Origin of the sequence: Mucilaginibacter sp. P25 (assembly GCF_050859465.1) — a bacterium.
GTDB classification, from domain to species: Bacteria; Bacteroidota; Bacteroidia; order Sphingobacteriales; family Sphingobacteriaceae; genus Mucilaginibacter; species Mucilaginibacter gossypii.
Genome location: NZ_CP193937.1, coordinates 3290095 through 3311142 on the forward strand (window position 1 = coordinate 3290095; position 21048 = coordinate 3311142).

General features: G+C 43.5%; 12 protein-coding genes and 1 pseudogene. 12 read left to right on the forward strand and 1 reads right to left on the reverse strand.

Features of this window, described 5'->3' with window-relative positions:
* Positions 1-24: 24 nt before the first annotated feature.
* Complete coding sequence (locus ACRQ5D_RS16690) at positions 25-2370, reverse strand: beta-L-arabinofuranosidase domain-containing protein (RefSeq protein WP_432329617.1); 2346 nt, start codon at positions 2368-2370, stop codon at positions 25-27.
* A 371-nt stretch (positions 2371-2741) separates the two neighbouring features.
* Here ACRQ5D_RS16690 and ACRQ5D_RS16695 point away from each other — a divergent pair, with 371 nt between their 5' ends.
* The 12 genes and pseudogenes from ACRQ5D_RS16695 to ACRQ5D_RS16750 all read left to right on the forward strand — a co-directional run bounded on the left by ACRQ5D_RS16695 (position 2742) and on the right by ACRQ5D_RS16750 (position 20785).
* Positions 2742-5768, forward strand: a complete 3027-nt coding sequence (locus tag ACRQ5D_RS16695; protein WP_091162991.1) for a SusC/RagA family TonB-linked outer membrane protein — start codon at positions 2742-2744, stop codon at positions 5766-5768.
* A 25-nt stretch (positions 5769-5793) separates the two neighbouring features.
* Complete coding sequence (locus ACRQ5D_RS16700; RefSeq protein ID WP_091162992.1) at positions 5794-7185, forward strand: SusD/RagB family nutrient-binding outer membrane lipoprotein; 1392 nt, start codon at positions 5794-5796, stop codon at positions 7183-7185.
* Between the two features lie 122 nt (positions 7186-7307).
* Positions 7308-8246, forward strand: a complete 939-nt coding sequence (locus ACRQ5D_RS16705) for a dihydrodipicolinate synthase family protein (protein ID WP_091162993.1) — start codon at positions 7308-7310, stop codon at positions 8244-8246.
* 32 nt (positions 8247-8278) lie between these two features.
* Positions 8279-9253 (forward strand): annotated as a pseudogene (locus ACRQ5D_RS16710) (4-hydroxyproline epimerase); the annotation flags it as partial.
* 200 nt (positions 9254-9453) lie between these two features.
* Positions 9454-10698, forward strand: a complete 1245-nt coding sequence (locus tag ACRQ5D_RS16715; protein ID WP_091163476.1) for an NAD(P)/FAD-dependent oxidoreductase — start codon at positions 9454-9456, stop codon at positions 10696-10698.
* A gap of 426 nt (positions 10699-11124) precedes the next feature.
* On the forward strand, positions 11125-12027 hold the full coding sequence (locus ACRQ5D_RS16720) for an AraC family transcriptional regulator (RefSeq protein WP_091162996.1): 903 nt from the start codon (positions 11125-11127) through the stop codon (positions 12025-12027).
* Positions 12028-12065: 38 nt separating this feature from the next.
* Positions 12066-13865, forward strand: a complete 1800-nt coding sequence (locus ACRQ5D_RS16725; RefSeq protein WP_256337340.1) for a DUF885 family protein — start codon at positions 12066-12068, stop codon at positions 13863-13865.
* A gap of 64 nt (positions 13866-13929) precedes the next feature.
* Positions 13930-15237, forward strand: coding sequence for an APC family permease (locus ACRQ5D_RS16730; protein ID WP_431200034.1), 1308 nt, complete (start codon positions 13930-13932; stop codon positions 15235-15237).
* 150 nt (positions 15238-15387) lie between these two features.
* Positions 15388-16584: a putative Ig domain-containing protein gene (locus ACRQ5D_RS16735; RefSeq protein WP_431200035.1), complete on the forward strand. Its 1197-nt coding sequence runs from the start codon at positions 15388-15390 to the stop codon at positions 16582-16584.
* Between the two features lie 4 nt (positions 16585-16588).
* The gene (locus ACRQ5D_RS16740; RefSeq protein WP_431200036.1) at positions 16589-17611 is read left to right on the forward strand and encodes a glycoside hydrolase family 27 protein; all 1023 of its coding nucleotides are present in this window, start codon (positions 16589-16591) and stop codon (positions 17609-17611) included.
* 195 nt (positions 17612-17806) lie between these two features.
* Entirely contained in the window at positions 17807-19291 is a 1485-nt protein-coding gene (locus ACRQ5D_RS16745) for an aldehyde dehydrogenase (NADP(+)) (RefSeq protein ID WP_091162999.1), read from the forward strand.
* Between the two features lie 90 nt (positions 19292-19381).
* Positions 19382-20785 carry an aminopeptidase P family protein gene (locus ACRQ5D_RS16750; protein WP_091163000.1) on the forward strand — a complete coding sequence of 468 codons (1404 nt, stop codon included), beginning with the start codon at positions 19382-19384 and terminating at the stop codon, positions 20783-20785.
* Positions 20786-21048: the final 263 nt, after the last annotated feature.

The following is a 21048-nucleotide window of genomic DNA, read 5'->3' on the forward strand; positions in this document are numbered from 1 at the left end:
TATTCAAGTTCTTTTACTTTAAAATTAGTTTTTAACCATCCGGCTGCCGTAAACCGGGCCTGCGCTGTTCTCTTTTTGCGGCAACAGTTTTACGGTTACTTTTTGTTTGCCTTTTGTCAGTTCAATAGGCAAGGTGTAGCTGATATCGTAAAAACGGCTCTCTTTATATTGGTTCAAATCTTCAGAAGCCAATTTAACGCCATCAATCAGGATATCAAATTTTCTGCCGCGGTTATCCATGCCCCAGTAGCTGTTAATCAGCGTGTTTTGTGCATTGGCATCAACCTTCATTTCGTATTGCAGAAAGCCTCCGTTTTCTGTCGACCGCCATTTCTTTTGGTGATCTTCGCCTGTAGTGGCGTTTTCACTGCTGAAATTATGATCGCGCTCGGGCTGCATTTCGCCTACACGCAAAATATCCAGGGTGCGGGCTTCCAGTTCCTGTTGTTTTTTCCTTTGTTCATCATACGCTTTTTGCTGCACAACCCAGGCCTGTGGTGTAAATACGTCCCAGTAAACAGAATAGTATTGATTTTGGGTTTGATTAAAAGGGATCAAAGTAACTTCTTCGGGTTTTGAGATATTCACCGTGCGGAAACTTAGCTGTTTTTTATCAACCATTTGCAGCCATTGGTTAGGGTCAGTTTCGCTGGTCACAAAAACCGGAACACCTTTCAACGGATCGGGCTCTGTATTGCCTAAAACACCAGCCAATAATACCGGGCCGTAAAATACCGCGCGCCTGTTGGCATTGTCGGGCATGGCTTCGGTATAAAGTTTTTCGGGTGTTGTAAATTCAATTTTATCGTTGTTGCTCCATTTGCGGTTTAGCACAATATATCCCTGATCATCAGTGGCAGCATTTTGAGTTTTCCCGTTAATGCTGATGGTTGGGTTGGCAGTCCATTTTGGTTTACGGATGCGGATAGCCATGGTAAGCGGCTTTTTGGTGTTCACCGTAAATGTGATATGATCATCATTAGGGAAACTGCTTTGCTGCTTCACCGACAAACCTTTTGATGCCCAGTTAAGTACTGAGGGGATGAACAGGTTTACATATAAGCTGCCGTCGGTACCTTTAAAATAAATACTTTCGTTGTATTTAACATGGTTTTCCATGCCTGAACCAACGCAGCAGGTAAAATCATCAAATGGCGTACTATAATGCTTGGTGCCGCCCATACGCAATGGTACAAAGTAGCACATCATCCCATCAGTGTGGTTTTGCGATGCAAGGATATGGTTATACAGCGCTTTCTCGTAGTAATCCATCAGCATGGCCGAAGGCTCAACCGCAAACAAATGCCGGGTTAATTTCAGCATGTTGTAGGTATTGCAGGTTTCGGTAGTGTTTTCTGTTAGCTTATCGTTCAGTTTGTCTGCATCGCTCAGGTATTCATAATTGCTGTTACCTCCTGTTGCGTAGGAATGGTGGTTAACAATGGTTTCCCAAAAGAAATCGGCTATAGCCTTGTCTTTTTTATCGCCGGTAAGCTCGTATCTGCGTGCACTGGCTATTATCTTAGGGATCTGGGTGTTAGAATGCTTGCCCGGCAATATATCCTGCTTTTGAGATAGCGGATCGAGGATCTTTTTATCATAGAATTTATAGGATAGCTCCAGGTATTTTTTATCCCCATTAATAGCATAAAGGTTAGTTAATGTTTCTGCCATACCTCCATATTCACACAGCAGCATTTTTTGCAGTTTCTCGTCATCAAGGTTTTTGATGGTTTCGCCTGTCCAGTTGGCCATACCTTTGCATACTTTTAAGGCTTCGGCATTATTGCAATATAAATAGGCATCAAGTAACCCGGCCATAATTTTATGCACAGTATACCATGGCGACCAGCCACCGTTCAAATCGAAGCCACGGGAGCGGATCTCGCCTTTGGCAACCTCGGCCCAGATAGTGTCTTCTTTGGGGATTGCACCCACGTAACCTGTTTTGCGGGCTACCTGGCATTCGTCAAGTTCTTTAACTATATAGTTTACGCGTTTCAAAAATTCAGGATCGCGGGTTGATGCGTAGTGCATGGAAATGGCCGACAGGTAATGTCCTAATGTATGCCCTGCTAAACCTGATGACTCCCAGCCTTCGTACATTTTACCTTTAGGTGTAAGGCCCGAATGCGAGCGAAAAGCTGAAAGCAATCTGTCGGGCTCTATAGATAGCAGATATTTAACATCAGCATCCATTGCCGTTTTAAAAGGGCTTTCCAATAATTGAACGTCCTTTAAATTAAAAGAATAGGCTTTAACCGGAACTACCGGTTTTATCTTTACCCGGGTATCGTTCAATTCGGGTACGTAGGATTGTGCCTGGATAGTTTGTGCCCCTGCTAAGCAGGCTACGAGGCATAAGTTCAATTTAAACCACTTTTTTATTAGCATGATATGTTTGTGTAACGGTAAGAATAACTTTCAACTAAATTAGTGTGCTTTGCACAATTATTTTGAATAATATTTTGCAGTTGATAGCAGGATTTTATCCGTTTTTTTAACGTGCAGGTTATTTACAGTGAGTTTATTAACGATACTGCGAATTAACTATCAATATATTAACGTTTTAACGGGTTTTTATATAAATATAATATCAAATTAATGCTATTGTAACAGTAATGTTAAGATACGGGCAGTATTGGCAAATTTCATAAAAAAACAAGGGGCGGCTCGCAGATAGTTTTACGTGTCTGAAATACAGCATGTAATATATAGTTTTTAACCCCAAAATTTAATTTATGAAGTTTAAACAATTACTAAAGAGGTTCATTTTGCCTTTACTAAGTGTGTTTGTGTTTTGTTACAGCACCTACGCGCAAACAGTAACATTAAAAGGAAAGGTAACCGACGAGAAGGGCGAGCCCATAGTTGGCGCTTCCGTTAAAATAAAAAATACAAGCGCCGGCTCTGTTACCAACGGTAGTGGTATGTTTAGCCTTAACTATACCGGACAGGGTACACTTATGGTAACCGCTATTGGTTTTGCAACCCAGGAAATTAAGTTAACAGGACAAGCTCAGGTTAATGTAGCTTTAGCCGAGGATAATAAACAGCTGAACGAAGTTGTTGTTACCGCTCTGGGTATAAAACGCGACAAAAGGATCTTAACTTACAGCTCCCAGGAGGTAAAAGCCGAATCGATTGCGCAGTCAAAAGAGCCCAATCTGGTAAATGCTCTTGCCGGTAAGGTATCAGGCGTGCAGGTTACAAGCTCATCGGGTACGCCGGGTAGCTCCGCAAGGATCGTGATCAGAGGCGCAACTTCATTTTATGGCGAAAATGGCCCCCTAATGGTTATTGACGGGGTTCCTGTTGATAATGCTGAAACAGGTAACCTTAACTCCGGCCCGGGCACAAATAGACTGGCTGATATTGATCCCTCTATTATTGCCAGTATGAACGTGTTGAAAGGTGCTGCAGCAACGGCCCTTTATGGTTCAAAGGGTGCGAATGGTGTTGTTATTATTACCACTAAAAACGGCGCTTTGAATCAAAAGCCGCTTATCACTTTTTCTTCCGACTTTTCTTTTGAAAACCCGTTGTTGCCTCAAATTCAAAATAAGTATTCGCAAGGTACAAACGGTATTTATTATGATGGCGTAAATCAAAAAACAAGTACATCATGGGGTGCGCGCATGGACACCCTGAAAATAAATGGGCAACCCGCAAAAGTTTATAACCAGTCTGATCTGTTTTTTAAAACCGGCCACACGTATAATAATACTGTTAACATCGGCGGTGGCGGTAACAATTCTACTTACCTGGTTTCGTACTCTAATTTTAACCAGCAGGGTACGGTGCCAACAACTAAATTTTTGCGTAATACATTCTTCGCTAAATATAGTGCACAAGTGCTTAAAAACCTGACTACTACATTTCAGCTAAATTACTCCAATTCGCAAAATGACAGGTTGCCGGAAGGTTATGCGCTGGAAAGCCCGGTTTGGACAATTTTTACAGCGCCGGTATCATACAACCTGCAGCCCTATTTAAATGCCGATGGCACCCAGCGTTTGTATCGTTTTTCACGTAATAACCCATATTGGGTTTTAGATAACATCAAAAACCATTCGGGCGTTAACCGGTTTTTGCCAACTTTTACTGCCGATTATAAACCCCTGTCGTGGTTAACTATTACCGAAAGGTTTGGTGCCGATGTTTATGCCGAAATGGACAGGTATCATGAATCAACCCAGTCGGTGTCAAACCCCAATGGCAGGCTGGTTGATCAGAACCTTACTTACCGCCAGTACAATAATGATTTATTAATCAGTGCTAACAAGCAGTTTGGCAATTTCAATGTGGATGTTGTGCTGGGTAATAACCTGATCTCTACCTATGGTGAAAGTACATACGCAAATGGTGTTGGCTTAACTGTACCCGGTTTGTATAATATGGCTTCCGCATCAACAGTTAATTATAGTGAAGGCTCATCATTGCAGCGAAAAGTTGGTTTTTATCTGCAATCAAATATCGAATATAAACGTTTTCTGCTATTGTCATTAACCGGACGGTACGATGGTAACTCTGTACTTTCGATAGACCACAGCTTTTATCCATATGGTTCTGCTGCCGGTAGCTTCATATTCTCGGAGTTTTTTAGCCCCGAATTTTCAAAGGTCATGAATCTGGGCAAGGTAAGGGTTTCATATGGTACCGTTGGTAACGATGGCAGCATTGGTGCCTATAGCTTGTTAACCCCATATAATAAAGCAACTGTCCGGAACCTCTCTTTCCCTTATAACCAGCAGGCTGGTTTTTTAATCAACGATGTACTGGGCAATCCTAATCTTAAAAACGAGCGTATCAACGAGTTTGAAGCAGGGTTTGAGGCGGGTTTCTTTAATAACAGGATCAGTCTTGAGGCTTCATTCTACAATAAAAAAACAAATGGTGGTATCATACCTACTGTGGCGCTTCCGCCCTCAACAGGGTATTCTGCAACAAGTGTAAACTCTGCAGTAATGCGTAACAAGGGTATTGAAGTATTATTAAATGTAAACCCGATAAAAAGCCGCGACTTTAACTGGGACTTTACTTTAAATTTTACACGTAACAGGAATAAGGTATTATCTATTTATAAAGACCTGTCATTGATTAACATTGGCTTTACCAATGTCGTTATTGGGCAGCCTTACGGCGTGATATATGGTACCCGTTATGCTCGTAACGCTGCAGGTAAGTTATTGATTGACGATTCGGGGCTTCCATATGCCGATGATAACCAGGGTATAGTAGGTAATATTAACCCAAACTGGCTTGGTGGTATTAACAACAACTTCAGGTATAAACAATTCAATTTCAGTTTCTTTTTTGATATCAAACGCGGCGGCGATATTCAAAATAATGTTGATGGCTATGGCTATTTCTATGGCACGCCAAAAGTTACTGAAAACCGTGGTTTAAGAGTAGTTGATGGTGTAAATGCAACTACCGGGCAACCAAACACAGTAGCAGTTAACGGTCAGGCGTATTATCAGCGCGCAAACGGTGTGCTGGAGTCTGTTATCCAGGACGGCAGCTATGTTAAACTGCGTAATGTGAGTTTAGGTTACACTTTAAAACCATCATGGTTAAGTAAAAGCCCTTTCAAATCGGCAACATTTAGTGTAACGGGCCGCAACCTTTGGATCCATGCACCGCACTTTACCGGCGGCGACCCGGAAGTTAGCTCATTTGGTTCATCAAATGGTTCACAGGGGATCTATTCATTCTCAACCCCAACCTCAAAATCAGTTGATTTTAGCTTGAAAGTTACCCTATAATTTAAATCACTAATAAGAAATTGTCATGAAAAATAAATATATCACGTTAATAACATGCGCGTTGGTAAGCTTTACGGGCTGTAAAAAATACATTGATGTAAACCACGATCCCAACAGACCTATCGATGTTAAAGAATCACTGATCCTGGCCCCGGTTGAAGCTGCCGTATCACAAAATATCACCGCCGGCGGTAACCTTCCGATAGTAATACAGCAATACCTGCAGGTCATAGCCTTAAACCAGGTACCGCCAAATTTTGGCACTTATCTCATGTATCATCAGGATATGGACGGTGACTGGTATAATTTTTACACGCAAGTGATGAATAACCTTGTACTGTTAAACAAAAAAGCGGAAGCCGATGGTAATGCGAATTACGCAGCCATATCAAAGATTTTGCTGGCTTATACACTTGGCTCGGCTACTGATGTTTGGGGCGATGTTCCCTTTTCAAAAGGTTTTCAGGGTATTGCCAACGTTACACCAACTTATGACAGCCAGGAATCTGTTTATGCGCAGATCCAAACCCTGCTCGATAATGCTATTGCCGATATCGCCAAAAGCAGCGCTACCGTGCCAACTGGCGATGATTTTTACTACGCCGGTGATATGAGCAAATGGAAAAAGGCGGCTTATACGCTAAAGGCACGTTATTACATGCACCTTACTAAAGCACCCGGTCATACTGCAGCAGCACAGGCACAGTTGGCACTCACTGCCCTTCAAAATGGTATGGCAAGTAACGATGATGATATGAAAATGCCTTTCGCTGGCGGGGCCGGAGCCGAAAACCCATGGCAGCAAAACTTTTTACCGGGCTCAACGCTGGTATTGGCCTCAACATTTGTTGATGGTTTTGCAAGCAGAAAAGATCCCAGGGTATCAAAAATGGTAGCGCCTGCAATTGAAACAGGGTTATATACCGGAAGAGTGATCGGCTCGGACGATATTGGCAGTTTGGAGGCCTACTCATTAGGTGGCTCTTTTTATGCAAGTACAAGTTCAAATAACTATATTGTTACTTACTCGGAGGCATTATTTTTAAAAGCTGAAGCTACATTTGTAATATCCGGGGCTACCGCCGCACAACCGGTTTACACGCTGGCTGTTAAATCGCACATGTCAAAACTGGGTATTGCCGATGATGTTGCGGATAGTTACTTAACTTCAAGGGGAACGCTTACCAGTGCCAATGCCATGAAGCTCATTATTGAGGAAAAGGTTGTAGCTAACTTCCTGTCGATGGAGAATTATGTTGACTGGAGGCGTACGGGATTCCCGGCTTTAACCAAGGTGAAAAACGCCTTGTCGGATATCCCACGCAGGGTGTTGTATCCGCAGTCAGAAATGACTTCAAACCCGCAGCCGCAGCAAAACGCTAAGCTTACCGACAGGGTTTGGTGGGATGCGCAATAGGCGTTATTTAGCAGGCAATACGCGCGATTTTGACATTATTGGTTAAAATACGGTTATTGTCTGCTAAATTGTTAAATAAACTTATTTAATACTATTTTTAGTTTTGTGAAAAATAATATACAATGATAACTTTTGATTGGAAAGGTGTACTCCCTGCAGTAACTACAAAATTTACAGATAATGACGAACTTGATTTTGATGCTTTTGATATAAACCTGAACGCCCAGCTTGAGGCCGGCGTTGACGGATTTATATTAGGCGGCTCATTAGGCGAAGCAAGCGTTTTAAGCGATGACGAAAAATTCGCGCTGCTTACACATACTGTTGAGTTTGTAAAAGGAAAAGTACCTGTTATACTGAACATTGCCGAGCAAACTACCAAAGCGGCTGTTGCTTACGCCCAAAAAGCATTTGATAAAGGTGCTGATGGCCTGATGCTGTTGCCGCCGATGCGTTATAATAGTGAGGCCCGCGAAACGGTCGCTTACCTTACTACTATTGCAAAAAGTACCGAATTGCCAATCATGATCTATAACAATCCTGTTGATTACAAAGTTGAGGTTACTTTAGATATGTTTGAAGAGCTTGCTGCTTACGATAATATCCAGGCGGTAAAAGAATCAACCCGTGATATATCAAACGTTACCCGCATGATCAACCGTTTTGGCGAAAGGTTCAAGATTTTTACCGGCGTTGATCCCCTGGCTATGGAAAGCCTTGTGATGGGTGCCGATGGTTGGGTTGCCGGTTTGGTTGATGCCTTCCCTAAAGAAACTGTTGCTATTTACCGTTTGGTTAAAGCAAAACGTTATGATGAGGCTTTGGCGATTTATCGTTGGTTTTTACCTGTGCTTGAGCTGGATATTCACCCTAAATTGGTACAATACATTAAACTGGCCGAAGTTGCAACCGGCATTGGTACCGAAAATGTACGTGCGCCACGTTTACCACTAATTGGTGCAGAGCGCGAAAAGGTTCAGAAAATCATAAATGATGCACTTGCTGCAAGGCCTGAGTTGCCTGTAGGCAGCTGGGGTAAATTAACCGAAGTAGCGTTATAATTGCATATGGCAAGTAAAACTTTTTTTGTGTTGATGCACATACCTGCGGTAACCCAGTAAGGCTGGTGGCCGGTGGCGGCCCTACCCTTAAAGGTGACAACATGAGCCAGAAACGTCAGCACTTTTTAAAAGAGTATGATTGGATCAGGACGGGCCTGATGTTTGAACCCCGCGGTCATGATATGATGTCGGGCAGTATCCTGTATCCGCCTCATGATCCGGAAAACGATGTTGCTGTTTTGTTTATTGAAACCAGCGGTTGTTTACCAATGTGCGGGCACGGAACTATCGGCACAATCACCATAGCTATTGAGGAAGGGCTGATCCAGCCTAAAAATCAGGGTATTGTGCGCATGGAAGCTCCTGCCGGTCTTGTATTGATTGAGTATAAACAGGAGGGCAAAAAAGTAACCTCTGTAAAGTTAAGGAATGTTGCAGCCTACTTGGCTGCAACTGATTTAGAGGTTGAATGCCCTGACTTAGGTACACTTACTATCGACGTTTCGTATGGTGGTAACTATTACGCCATTGTTGATCCTCAGCCTAACTTTAAAGGTATCGAGCATTATACAGCCGGTCAGCTGATAGCCTGGAGCCAGGTGTTGCGCAAACGTATTAACGAAAAGTACCAGTTTGTACATCCGCAGGATCCTACTATCAATACCTGTACGCACATCCTTTGGGCAGGTGCTACCTTATCTGAAGATGCAACTGCACGTAACGCGGTATTTTACGGTGATAAAGCTATCGACAGGTCGCCTTGCGGAACCGGTACTTCGGCCCGCATGGCGCAATGGTTTGCTAAAGGTAAACTGAAAGTGGGTGAGTCTTTTGTTCACGAAAGCATCATCGGCAGTAAATTTATTGGTAAGGTTGAAGACGTGGTTAAGATCAATGATATTGATGCCATTATACCAAGTGTAGAAGGCTGGGCCAAAGTATATGGCTACAATACCATTAAGATAGATGATGACGATCCGTATGCTCACGGTTTCCAGGTGATATAACAATATCCACGTTCCCTCAGGGTCTCTCGCAGAGGACCCTGAGGTTCAACGCTTTCTAAACATCTAATAAATGCTCAGAACGGCTAATCTGCATGGCGTATACATCAGGGTCCTCTGCGAGAGACCCTGATGGGACGTTTAAAAAAGAATTATTAACAAGCTTTCGGCTTTCCGCCTTAAGCTTTCAGCTTAAAATAAAAATGGCAAAGGTGCTGATAATAGGAGGTGGAATAGTAGGACTTAGTTCGGCTTATTACTTACAAAAAGCCGGGCACGAGGTTACTGTGCTGGATAAAGGCGATATGACAGATAGCTGCTCATATGGCAACGCTGGTATGATAGTGCCAAGCCATTTTATCCCGCTGGCAACTCCGGGTATGGTTTCGCAGGGTATTAAGTGGATGTTTAACAGCAAAAGCCCGTTCTACGTAAAACCATCCTTAAACCCCGAACTAATTTCATGGGGATTGAAATTCTTAAAGAAAGCCAATGCAGCACACGTTGAAAAATCGGCTGTTCCTTTAACGGAACTTTCTCTGCTTAGCAAAAAGCTTTATGAGGACCTGAGCAAAGAGCCCGGTTTTGATTTTGACCTGGTTGAAAAAGGCATCCTGATGTTTTATAAAACCGAAAAGGCTGGCGAGGAAGAAGCACATATGGCCGAAAAGGGCAGGGAATTGGGCCTGGATATGGCGGTGCTTAGTGTTAATGACTGTAAAAAGCTGCAACCCAAGCTTGAACTTGATGTGTTGGGCGCGGTACATTACCGTTGCGATGCACACCTTTCGCCAAATAAGCTGATGGCGGCTTTGATCAGGCACCTGAAAACCGTTGGTGTACAATTGCTTACCAATAAAGAGGTTACTAAAATTGAAACCAAAGGTGGTAAAGTGAGCAGGGTATTGGCAGACAATGAAGAGTTTACTGCTGATGAATACATTATTGCGGGTGGTTCATGGTCGCCGGCTATTGGCAGATTGTTGGGTTTAAAGATCTTGCTGATGCCGGGTAAAGGTTATTCTTTCAATGTAAAAGATAATAGTGAAACTATGCATATCCCGGCATTGTTAGCCGAAGCGAGGGTTGCTATAACCCCAATGAATGGTGGTTTACGTTATGGTGGTACCATGGAACTTGACAAGATCAACGATCGTATCAACATGAACCGTGTAAAAGGTATTGTAGAATCAGTGCCAAAATACTTCCCGGGTTTAAAACCTGCTGTCCCTGAACAAAAGGATATCTGGTTCGGTTTCCGGCCTTCATCTGCAGATGGATTACCATACATCGGCAGGAGCAAACAATATAACAACCTTACTGTGGCTACCGGGCATGGTATGATGGGCTTGAGCCTTGGCGCGGCAACGGGTTTACTGGCAAACGAAATCATATCTGGCAAACCAACCTCTATTGATATTAAAGAATTTGCCCCTGAAAGATCTTAATTTAAACAATTGATAACCCTTCTGGCATGCCGGAAAACGGAACCGTTCATTTACCCCTGATGAACGGTTTTTTGCGTTAATAAGAGTCTGTTTTATTACTTGTATCATAAAAAACAGATTAAAAAACGGGTTTTCTGCGTAAAATGCATGGTTAGTGTAAAATGTACAATAGTTGTATTCTGTACAATTAAAAATATTTTATTCGGTCAAATGGTGGCTGTTGTGGCTATAATTTCGATTTTAATTGTTTATATAACATTTAATTTACTTTCTATTTGTTGGATAAAAATGGGTTTTTCGGTCAATTTTGGCACCTGTACCAACCATAAATTATCAAATATTGCCCGTATTTTATCCTTTTAAGTTCATTTGTTAGCAAATTAAGTTAAGTAATTGTAAATTCAACAAGTGATAATCAAGTAGCAGATGAAAGTTTTACAATTTACTATCCCGGTTCCGCACGATAAAAGTGTGATAGCAGAAAAGGTTAGCTTACCTTATCATTACCCCTACCTGCACCGTCATAAAGAAATTCAGCTCACGTGGATCCAGCAGGGTGAGGGTACTTTGATTGCAGGAAATAACATGCATGATTACTCTGCAGGCGATTTGTTTTTAATTGGTGCAAACCTGCCGCATGTGTTTAAAAGTAATCCCGAATACTTTGCGCCCAATGCGAACAAGCAAATAGAAGCGCTTACCATATTCTTTAACCCTGAAGGTGCGCTGGCACCGCTGTTTAATTTACCCGAGTTAAAGCCAAGCCTCATATTTATGCAGCAGCACCAGCAGGGCTTCAAATTGCCTCATTCTGTTGTTGACAAAGTATCGCAGATCATGATCGCGCTGCAGAAAGCATCGGGGCCCGATCAGTTGATCCAGTTTTTCCATCTGCTTAAGGGGCTCACCAATATCAAAAGCAAATTGGATCCTTTGTCAACCTATGGCAATTTACCGGGCATAACCGAAAACGAAGGGATCAGGATTGGTAATATCTACAACTACATCATGCAGCACTATAGTGAGCCCATTACACTTGAGGATGTTGCTAAGGTGGCCTACATGACGCCGGAGTCGTTTTGCAGATATTTCAAAAAGCATACTGGTCATACTTTTATTTCATTCCTGAACGAGATCAGGATCAACGAGGCCTGCAAAAAATTGATCGCCCATAAATTTGAAAGTATCAACACGGTGGCCTATAAATGCGGCTTCAAAAGTATCACCAACTTTAACCGGGTGTTCAAATGTGTCATAGGCAACTCGCCGCGAGGCTATCTCGACTCATACAACAACAATCTTATCAGCCTTAACAGGGCTGCAAGCTAATTGCTACTTAATTTTCTTTACCTCAAACCAAATATATCGTGCTTATTAATACTAAAACAACCATAAAAGGTTTAGCCCTTTATGCCCTTACTTTTGGTGTCCTGACTGCAAATGCACAAACTGCTCCATCCAGCAATTTGTATGAGCAAAGCAGCGAAGTAGCCGGTACCATAATCAGGTACGGGCAGGACATGAATGCCATCCACGATTTTTATTCGCCCTATAATGTTAATGACCGTGCTGAAGAACAGTACAAACAAGATGTCATTAATTCACCCGAGCAGCGCAAAAGGCTCATTGAAGTTGATAACGATTATCTGAAACAACTGGAGCAAACAGATTTTAATGCCCTGAGCATATATGGCAAAGTTGATTATATCCTGCTGAAAAAGCGCATTAACTTTGATCTGAAAGATCTGAAAAAGGAAGAAGACCTTTACAGCCAGGCAGCCAAATACATCTCGTTTGCCGATGAGATTTACGCGCTTGAACAAAAACGCCGCCGCGGAACATTTGTTGATGGCGAAAAGGTTGCAGGGGATCTGAACAAGATCTTGAAAGAACTTAAAGCAGATACCACAGCGTATCGTAAACTTCCATCGGTGGATATGCCGGTGGCTAAAGTAACCAAAGCTGCTTTATTGGGTTTGAAAGGCCGTTTAAAGGACTTTTTTGGTTTCTATAATAAATACGATCCTTCGTTTACCTGGTGGGTACCTGAACCTTATAAAGCCGTTGACAATGCGCTGGAAAGGTACAGCGAGTTAGCCATTAGTAAAGGAAAGCTGAACACCAGCCAAAAAAGCGATAGCAGCGGTATAAAAGGCGTACCTATTGGCAGGCAAGAGCTGATTAATCAGTTACAGGCCGAGATGATCCCTTACACGCCCGAAGAGCTTATTAAACTGGCTAACAAGGAGTTTGCCTGGTGCGATAAGGAAATGCTGAAAGCATCGCAGGAAATGGGTTTTGGCAGCGATTGGAAAAAGGCCCTCGAAAAAGTAAAAAACAGTTATGTGCCGGTAGGCCATCAGCCCGAACTAATTGTTAAACTATATAATGATGCACTAAGCTTCATAAAAGAGCGCGATTTGATCACGATACCGCCATTGGCCGAGGAGACCTGGGGCATGGTGATGATGTCGCCGCAAAGGCAGTTGGTTAACCCGTTTTTTACCGGTGGCAAGGAGATTAGTATCTCATACCCAACCAATACCATGCAGTATGACGACAGGCTGATGAGCATGCGGGGCAACAACCCTTACTTTTCAAGGGGGACGGTGCAGCACGAATTGATTCCCGGTCATAACCTGCAGTATTTTATGAACAGCCGGTATAAAGCTTATCGCCAGGATTTCGGTACCCCGTTTGCAATTGAAGGCTGGGCTTTATACTGGGAGCTGTTGTTATACGACAAAGGCTTTGCCAAAACCCCCGAAGAACGTGTAGGCATGCTGTTTTGGCGTATGCACCGTTGTGCAAGGATCATCTTTTCGCTCAACTACCATTTAGGCAACTGGACACCTGAGCAATGCATCGACTTTTTGGTTGACCGTGTTGGTCATGAACGCGCTAATGCCGAAGGCGAGGTAAGGCGCTCGTTTGAAGGCGGCTATAGTCCGCTTTACCAGGTAGCATACCTGTTAGGTGGTTTGCAGTTGACAGAATTGAGAAAAGAACTGGTTGACAGTGGAAAAATGACCTATAAGCAATTCCACGATGCTGCCATTAAGGAAAATCTGATTCCTGTTGAGATGCTTCGGGCAACATTGACCAATCAAGCATTAACTAAAGACTTTACAACAAGCTGGAAGTTCTACGACTTCAGAGGCAAATAGTTAATAAAACAGCATTAATGGTAAGCTTTAAGCTTTATGCTTTCAGCTTTTAGCTAAAAAAATTATGGAGAACAGCACTTCTTTTAAGCCTTCGTTGCGGTTGATGGATGCCACCATGCTGGTGGCGGGCAGTATGATTGGCTCCGGTATTTTTATTGTGAGCGCGGATATTACCCGCAATGTGGGCAGCGCAGGCTGGCTGCTATTTGTGTGGCTTATTACCGGTTTTATGACCCTCACTGCTGCCCTAAGTTACGGCGAATTAAGCGCCATGTTTCCAAGGGCAGGAGGGCAGTATGTTTACCTGAAGGAAGCTTACAGCCCTTTGGTGGGCTTTTTATACGGATGGAGCTTTTTTACGGTGATCCAAACAGCTACTATTGCGGCCGTGGGTGTAGCCTTCGCCAAGTTTACAGCTTACCTCATTCCGCAATTAAGTGAAAGCATCGTTGCTATTGATTTTGGTTTTGTCACCATATCCCCGGCTCAACTGCTTTCCATCCTGGTGATTGTATTTTTAACTTATATCAATACCCGCGGGGTAAACAGCGGTAAAATAGTACAAACCATTTTTACCATGGCTAAGCTGCTGAGTTTGCTGGGCTTAATTGTGTTTGGATTATTCTCATTGAAAGCTTCGGTATGGAACGAGAACTGGAAAAATGCCTGGAGCATGCATAGCCTCAGCGCAAATGGTTCTATCGCTTCGTACACCACCATTGCTGCCCTGGGTGCAATAGCATCGGCTATGGTGGGCTCCATATTCAGCAGCGATTCCTGGAATAACGTAACTTTTATTGCCGGTGAAATTAAAAACCCTAAAAGGAATATCGGTTTAAGTTTGGCGCTGGGTACCCTGATTGTGACAGTGATTTATATATTAACCAATGTGATGTATACCGGCGTGCTTTCCCTGCATGACATTGCCAGCGCCGATAAGGACAGGGTAGGTGTAGTTGCATCACAGCATATTTTTGGCAGTTCGGGTACTGTGATCATTGCGCTGCTCATCATGGTCTCAACCTTTGGCTGTAATAACGGGCTTATCATGTCGGGTGCAAGGGTTTATTACTCTATGGCTAAGGACGGGCTTTTCTTCAAAAAAGTGGGGACGCTTAATAAAAACTCGGTACCGGGTTTTGGTTTGTGGTTGCAATGTGTGTTTGCGTGTCTTTGGAGCCTGAGTGGTAAATATGGCGATCTGCTGGATATGATTTCCTTTGTGGTAGTAGTTTTTTATGTGCTTACCATCATCGGGATCTTTATCCTCCGAAAAAAATGCCCAATGCCGAGCGGCCTTACAAAGCTTTCGGCTACCCGGTACTGCCGGTTATTTATATCATTATGGGCATTGCTTTTTGCCTGTTATTGATTAAATATAAACCTGCTTATACGTACCCTGGCTTAATCATTACTTTAACGGGCATCCCAGTTTACTACCTGATAGGCGGCAGCAAGCAACGCAAAAGCGCCGAACTCCCGGTTGAAAGTTTGTAGACCGGGACATTCATTATATCAATTCATGAAAAAGATCTTATCGCTGCTATGGCTTTTAACTATCGCCATAGCAGCTTTCGCTCAAAACGGAAATTTTATTAAGCTGGGCACTGCAAAATTCTCTACCGGGAATGATGCTGCCTGGAAAGACGCTGCTTTCAACGATACGCAGTGGAAAAGTATCAAAGTTGGCGATGTATGGCAGGAGCAGGGCTACCCGGATTATCATGGCTTTGCCTGGTACCGCATCCATGTAGTTATCCCATCTTCATTAAAAAAGCAAGCAGTTTGGGGCGATAGTTTGCGGGTGTTTCTTGCGCATGTTAATGATGTTGATGAAACTTATTTTAACGGCAAACTGATTGGTAAAACGGGTGCATTTCCTGAAGATAAAGGCGGTTATATAAGCAAGTGGCCTGCCGTACGCAATTATTGCGTTGCAGCAAATGATCCGGCCATTAAATGGGACGGAGAAAATATCATCGCCATAAAAGTGTATGATGGCGGCGGCTCGGGCGGTATTTTTATGGGAGCTCCTTATATTGATATGCTGGAAAAATTTGATGGCATCGTTTTTACCCAAGCCGATATCAGCTTTCTACCCAACGCGCAGTCTGTCCGGAAATTAACTGTAGGCAATAGCTTTAAAAGTAATATCAGTGGTAAGTTTCATTACAGGATAGTTGACGAAGTGACCGAAAAGACAATCGCCGAAAAAACAATAGCTGCTAACCTTCCATCTCTGGGCAAAGAAACTTATACGCTTACCTTTCCGCACCGCGAAGGCATTAAACTGTTTTACGAGTTTACCGAAGCGGCATCGGGCAAAACCAAAACCTTTGCCGAAATAGCGCCGTATTTGCTTACTCCTAAAGCATCTTTAAAGCCAATGATTAATGGCGCTTCAGTTTTAGGCGTTCATCCCGGCTCACCGGTACTTTATAAAATTGCTGCAAGCGGACAACAGCCCTTGAAATATATGGTTAAGAATTTGCCTCAAGGTTTAGTACTTGATAATAAAACAGGCATTATAACAGGAACTGCACCTGAAGCAGGTGATTACAATGTATCAGTTTCCGTAAGCAATACTTTAGGAAAAAGCGAACGAACGCTAACTATTAAATCGGGTAAGTTATTAGCGCTTACCCCGCCCATGGGCTGGAACAGCTGGAATTGCTGGGGATTAAATGTGAGCGACAGAAAAGGTAAGGCTTTCGGCTAAAGCTATGGTTGATAAAGGTCTTACTGATTATGGTTGGAATTTTATTAATGTGGATGATGGCTGGCAGGCACCCGCAAGGCTACAAAACGGAGAAATAGCCGCGAACGAAAAGTTTCCGGATATGAAAGTACTTGGCGCACACCTGCATCAACAGGGATTAAAATTTGGCATTTATTCATCGCCGGGTGCTAAAACCTGTGGTGGTTACCTGGGCTCGTTAGGGTATGAAGGGCAGGATGCTACCACTTACTTTAACTGGGGCGTTGATTATTTAAAATACGACCTGTGCAGCTACTCAGACCAAACGGCAGGTGATACCACATTATTCGCCCAGCAAAAGCCATATATGGTCATGCGCGATGAATTGGCAAAGCAACCACGGGATATTATTTACAGCATTTGCCAGTACGGTATCAAAGATGTTTGGAAGTGGGGCGCAAAAATGAATGGCAACCTATGGCGTACAACCGAGGATATTACCGATACATGGGAAAGCTTGTACGGCATCGGCTTCAGTCAAACCAATAATGCAGCCTATGCCAGACCGGGAGGCTGGAACGACCCGGATATGCTTATTTTGGGCAGGGTAGGCTGGGGCGAAAATCTTCACCAAACTAATCTAACGCCTTATGAGCAATATACCCACATGAGCTTATGGAGCCTTTTATCGGCACCCCTGCTTATTGGCTGTGATATGGATAAGCTTGATGAGTTTACCCTCAACCTGTTAAAAAATCGGGAGGTAATTGCCATTGATCAGGATGTGGCAGGCAAGCAAGCCGTACGCATGATTAACGATAAGCAGATCCAGGTTTGGGTTAAGAAACTGGCAGATGGGAGTAAGGCTGTAGGTATTTTTAATCTTAGAAAAAAATACACGAAGTATACGCTTGATCTTAACAGCATTCATGTAGGCAGGGTTAAAGTAGTGCGGGATATCTGGCAGCAAAAAGATATCGCAAAAAATGTTGCTGCTGTTTCCTGTAATATCCCGCCACACGGGGTAAGGTTTTATAAATTGATGTAAACAAGACTATTACCTGCTTGTTGAATACGGGATGTCTTGACCGTTTTTTAATCTATTTTGAGGATGTGTTGGGTAAATAAGATAAAATCCTGCTATAACTGGTTAGAAATCTTCAGTACATATCATAAAAGGTTAAATATATTTGCTTGCGCAAAATAATGGCGTAAGCCCTCGTTTTTTACTAAAATATCTGCCATGGCTAACAACTTTAAAGAAGAAAGCACCAAAGAAATAAATATCATTATGCAGCAATCGCAAAGCGCGTTTGAGGCTTACCAAAAAACAAGTGCCGAACAAAAGGCCCTGTTTTTAGAAGCTATTGCTGATGAAATAGAAGCAGTAGGCGATGCCCTACTGCAAAAAGCAGCTGAAGAAACTAACCTCCCGTTACCGCGTTTAAGCGGAGAACGTGCCCGTACCACCGGTCAGCTGCGTATGTTTGCAGGGATGCTGCGCGAAGGTAGCTGGGTTGAGGCCAGTATTGATACCGCTTTGCCCGACAGGAAACCGTTACCGCGTCCTGATCTCCGCAAAATGCTTGTCCCGCTGGGACCGGTTGTTGTTTTTGGCGCAAGCAATTTCCCATTTGCGTATTCAACCGCAGGTGGCGATACTGCAAGTGCTTTGGGTGCAGGCTGTTCGGTAGTAGTAAAAGCACACCCTGCCCATGCCGAAACTTCTGAAATGGTTTATCAGGCTATCAAAAAAGCTATTGTAAGCAGCAATATGCCTGAGCATGTTTTTCAACATGTACATGGTACATCCTTTGAAAGCGGTAAAGCATTGGTTCAGGCAGATGATACCGCTGCAGTTGGCTTCACCGGTTCAACTGTTGGCGGTTTAGCCCTGCTGCAATATTCGTCAGAGCGTAAAAAGCCTATCCCTGTATTTTCAGAAATGGGCAGCATAAACCCGGTTATATTTTTGCCGGATACTTTAAATGAAAACGCTGCTGATTTGGCCGTACAATATGCAGGTTCCATTACTTTAGGTGTTGGTCAGTTTTGTACCAATCCGGGCTTAATGCTTGCTATTGAAGGTGAAGGTCTTGATAATTTCTATAAACTTTTGGGTAATGGTATTGAAGCTATTAAACCAGCCAAAATGTTGCATGCCGGCATCCATTCGGCTTATGAGAAAAAGAGCCATGCGGCTTTGGAACAGGAAGGTATAACAAGTGTGGTAAAATCAGCTACCGAAGCTGTTGACATTGAAGCTCAACCAACCATCGCCCTGGTAAATGCCGAAACTTTCCTTGAAAACCACCTGTTACATGAGGAGGTGTTCGGCCCATACTCATTAATGGTAAGCTGTAAAGACGAGCAGGAACTAATCAACGTTTTAAAATCGGTATCGGGACAACTCACTACTACAGTAATGGGTACCGACGAGGATTTTGCGGGCCATTCAAACCTGTTGCAATTATTGCCGACCATAGCAGGCAGGGTATTGTTTAACGGCGTACCAACAGGTGTTGAAGTTTGTGCCAGTATGGTGCATGGCGGCCCGTTCCCGGCCACTACCGATAGTCGTTTTACAGCAGTAGGCATTAATGCCGCTAAAAGGTGGGTGCGCCCGGTTTGTTACCAAAACTGCCCGGATTCATTATTGCCTTTAGCCTTACAACAGGCCAACCCAACCAACATCTGGCGCTTGTTTGATGGCGAATGGAAGAAATAGTGAGCCGTTAATCATCATCAGATAATCAAATTTAAATTATACTTGCACATGCCGGTTCCTCAACAGAGCCGGCATGTTTAATTTTGCATTATGAAACTTCAACTTTTTGATCAGCAGGTTTACGTACAGCGCCGCAATGTTTTAAAACAGAGTATGGGCGCCAACGGTATCATCGTTTTGTTAGGGAACGAGGATAGCAGCATGAACTATAAAGACAATACCTACCTGTTTAGGCAGGATAGCAGTTTTTTATATTATTTCGGACTTGATGTAGCAGGTTTAGCAGCTATCATTGACACCGATACCGGTGAGGAAGTGATATTTGGAAACGACCTTACCATTGATGATATCGTTTGGACAGGCACCTTACCATCTGTAAGTGAGATGGCCGCGCTGGTTGGCGTTTCGCAAACAAGGCCTTATGCCGATGTAAAGCATTATATCCACAAGGCGGTAACCGGTAGCCGCCAGGTTCATATTCTGCCGCCTTATCGCCCCGAAAATAAAATCAAACTGGCCGATTGGTTAAACACCAGTCTGGAAGATGTGGCTGGTCGCGTTTCATTGCAACTGGTAAAAGCGGTTATAGCCCAAAGGGTTATCAAAACTCCGTTGGAGGTTGCCGAGATAGAGAAAGCCGTATCCATCAGCGTTGACATGGAACTGGCGGTAATGAAATATGCCCGTCCGGGTACAAGGGAGTATGAACTGGTTGCCAAAGCACATGAAGTGGCCATAGCCAATGATTCACGCTTGGGTTACCCGGCTATCATCACTAAACACGGTCAAACACTGCACACGCACTATTACGGTAATATCCTGGAAGAGGGTGATATGGTACTGAGCGATATTGGTGCCGAAAATGCCATGCACTACGGCGGCGATTTGACCCGTACCTTCCCGGTAGGCAAACAGTTTACCACCCGCCAAAGGGAGTTGTATGATGTGGTTTTAAATTCAATGGATCATGCCATTAGTATGCTGAAACCCGGTGTACGCTACAAAGATGTGCACCTGCAAGCCTGCCAGAAATTGGCCGAAGGCCTGAAAGCCGTAAACCTGATGAAAGGTGACCCGGCCGAGGCGGTTGCAGCCGGAGCACACGCCATGTTTTTTCAATGCGGCTTAGGCCACATGCTGGGCATGGATACCCATGATATGGAAGATTTAGGTGAGCAATATGTTGGCTATACCGATGCCTTGAAAAAAGAAACTGCTGTCTTCGGTCTAAAATCATTGAGGTTAGGCCGCGAACTGGAAGCTGGTTATGTGCTTACTGTTGAGCCGGGTATCTATATTATTCCGGAACTGATAGACCGCTGGCAGGCCGAAAAGAAATTCGCTGAGTTTATTAATTACGATGTGTTGAATACCTATCGTGATTTCGGCGGGATCCGTATTGAAGATAACTTTTTAATAACCGATACCGGCAGCCAGTTATTAGGTAAATATTTGCCTAAAACCCGGGAGGAGATTGAAGCTTTGAGAGGATAGCGGATAAATAAAAGTGATATGGCGCATAGTTGACTCACCCGGTCTGCGCTATGCTGGACCACCCTCTCTTCGCCTTTGGCGGAAAGAGGGTAAAGGAAAGAAGAGTAAAATCCCCTCTTTACGCTTGGGTAGAGAGGGGTGACGAGCGCAGCGATGTCGGGGTGAGTCGATACGGCGTTTAATTCTTTACTCGTGTCCAATCATGGGTTATTGTTCTAAAGAGATGATTTTTTAAATCCTTTGTTCGTTTAGTTTCTTGAGCT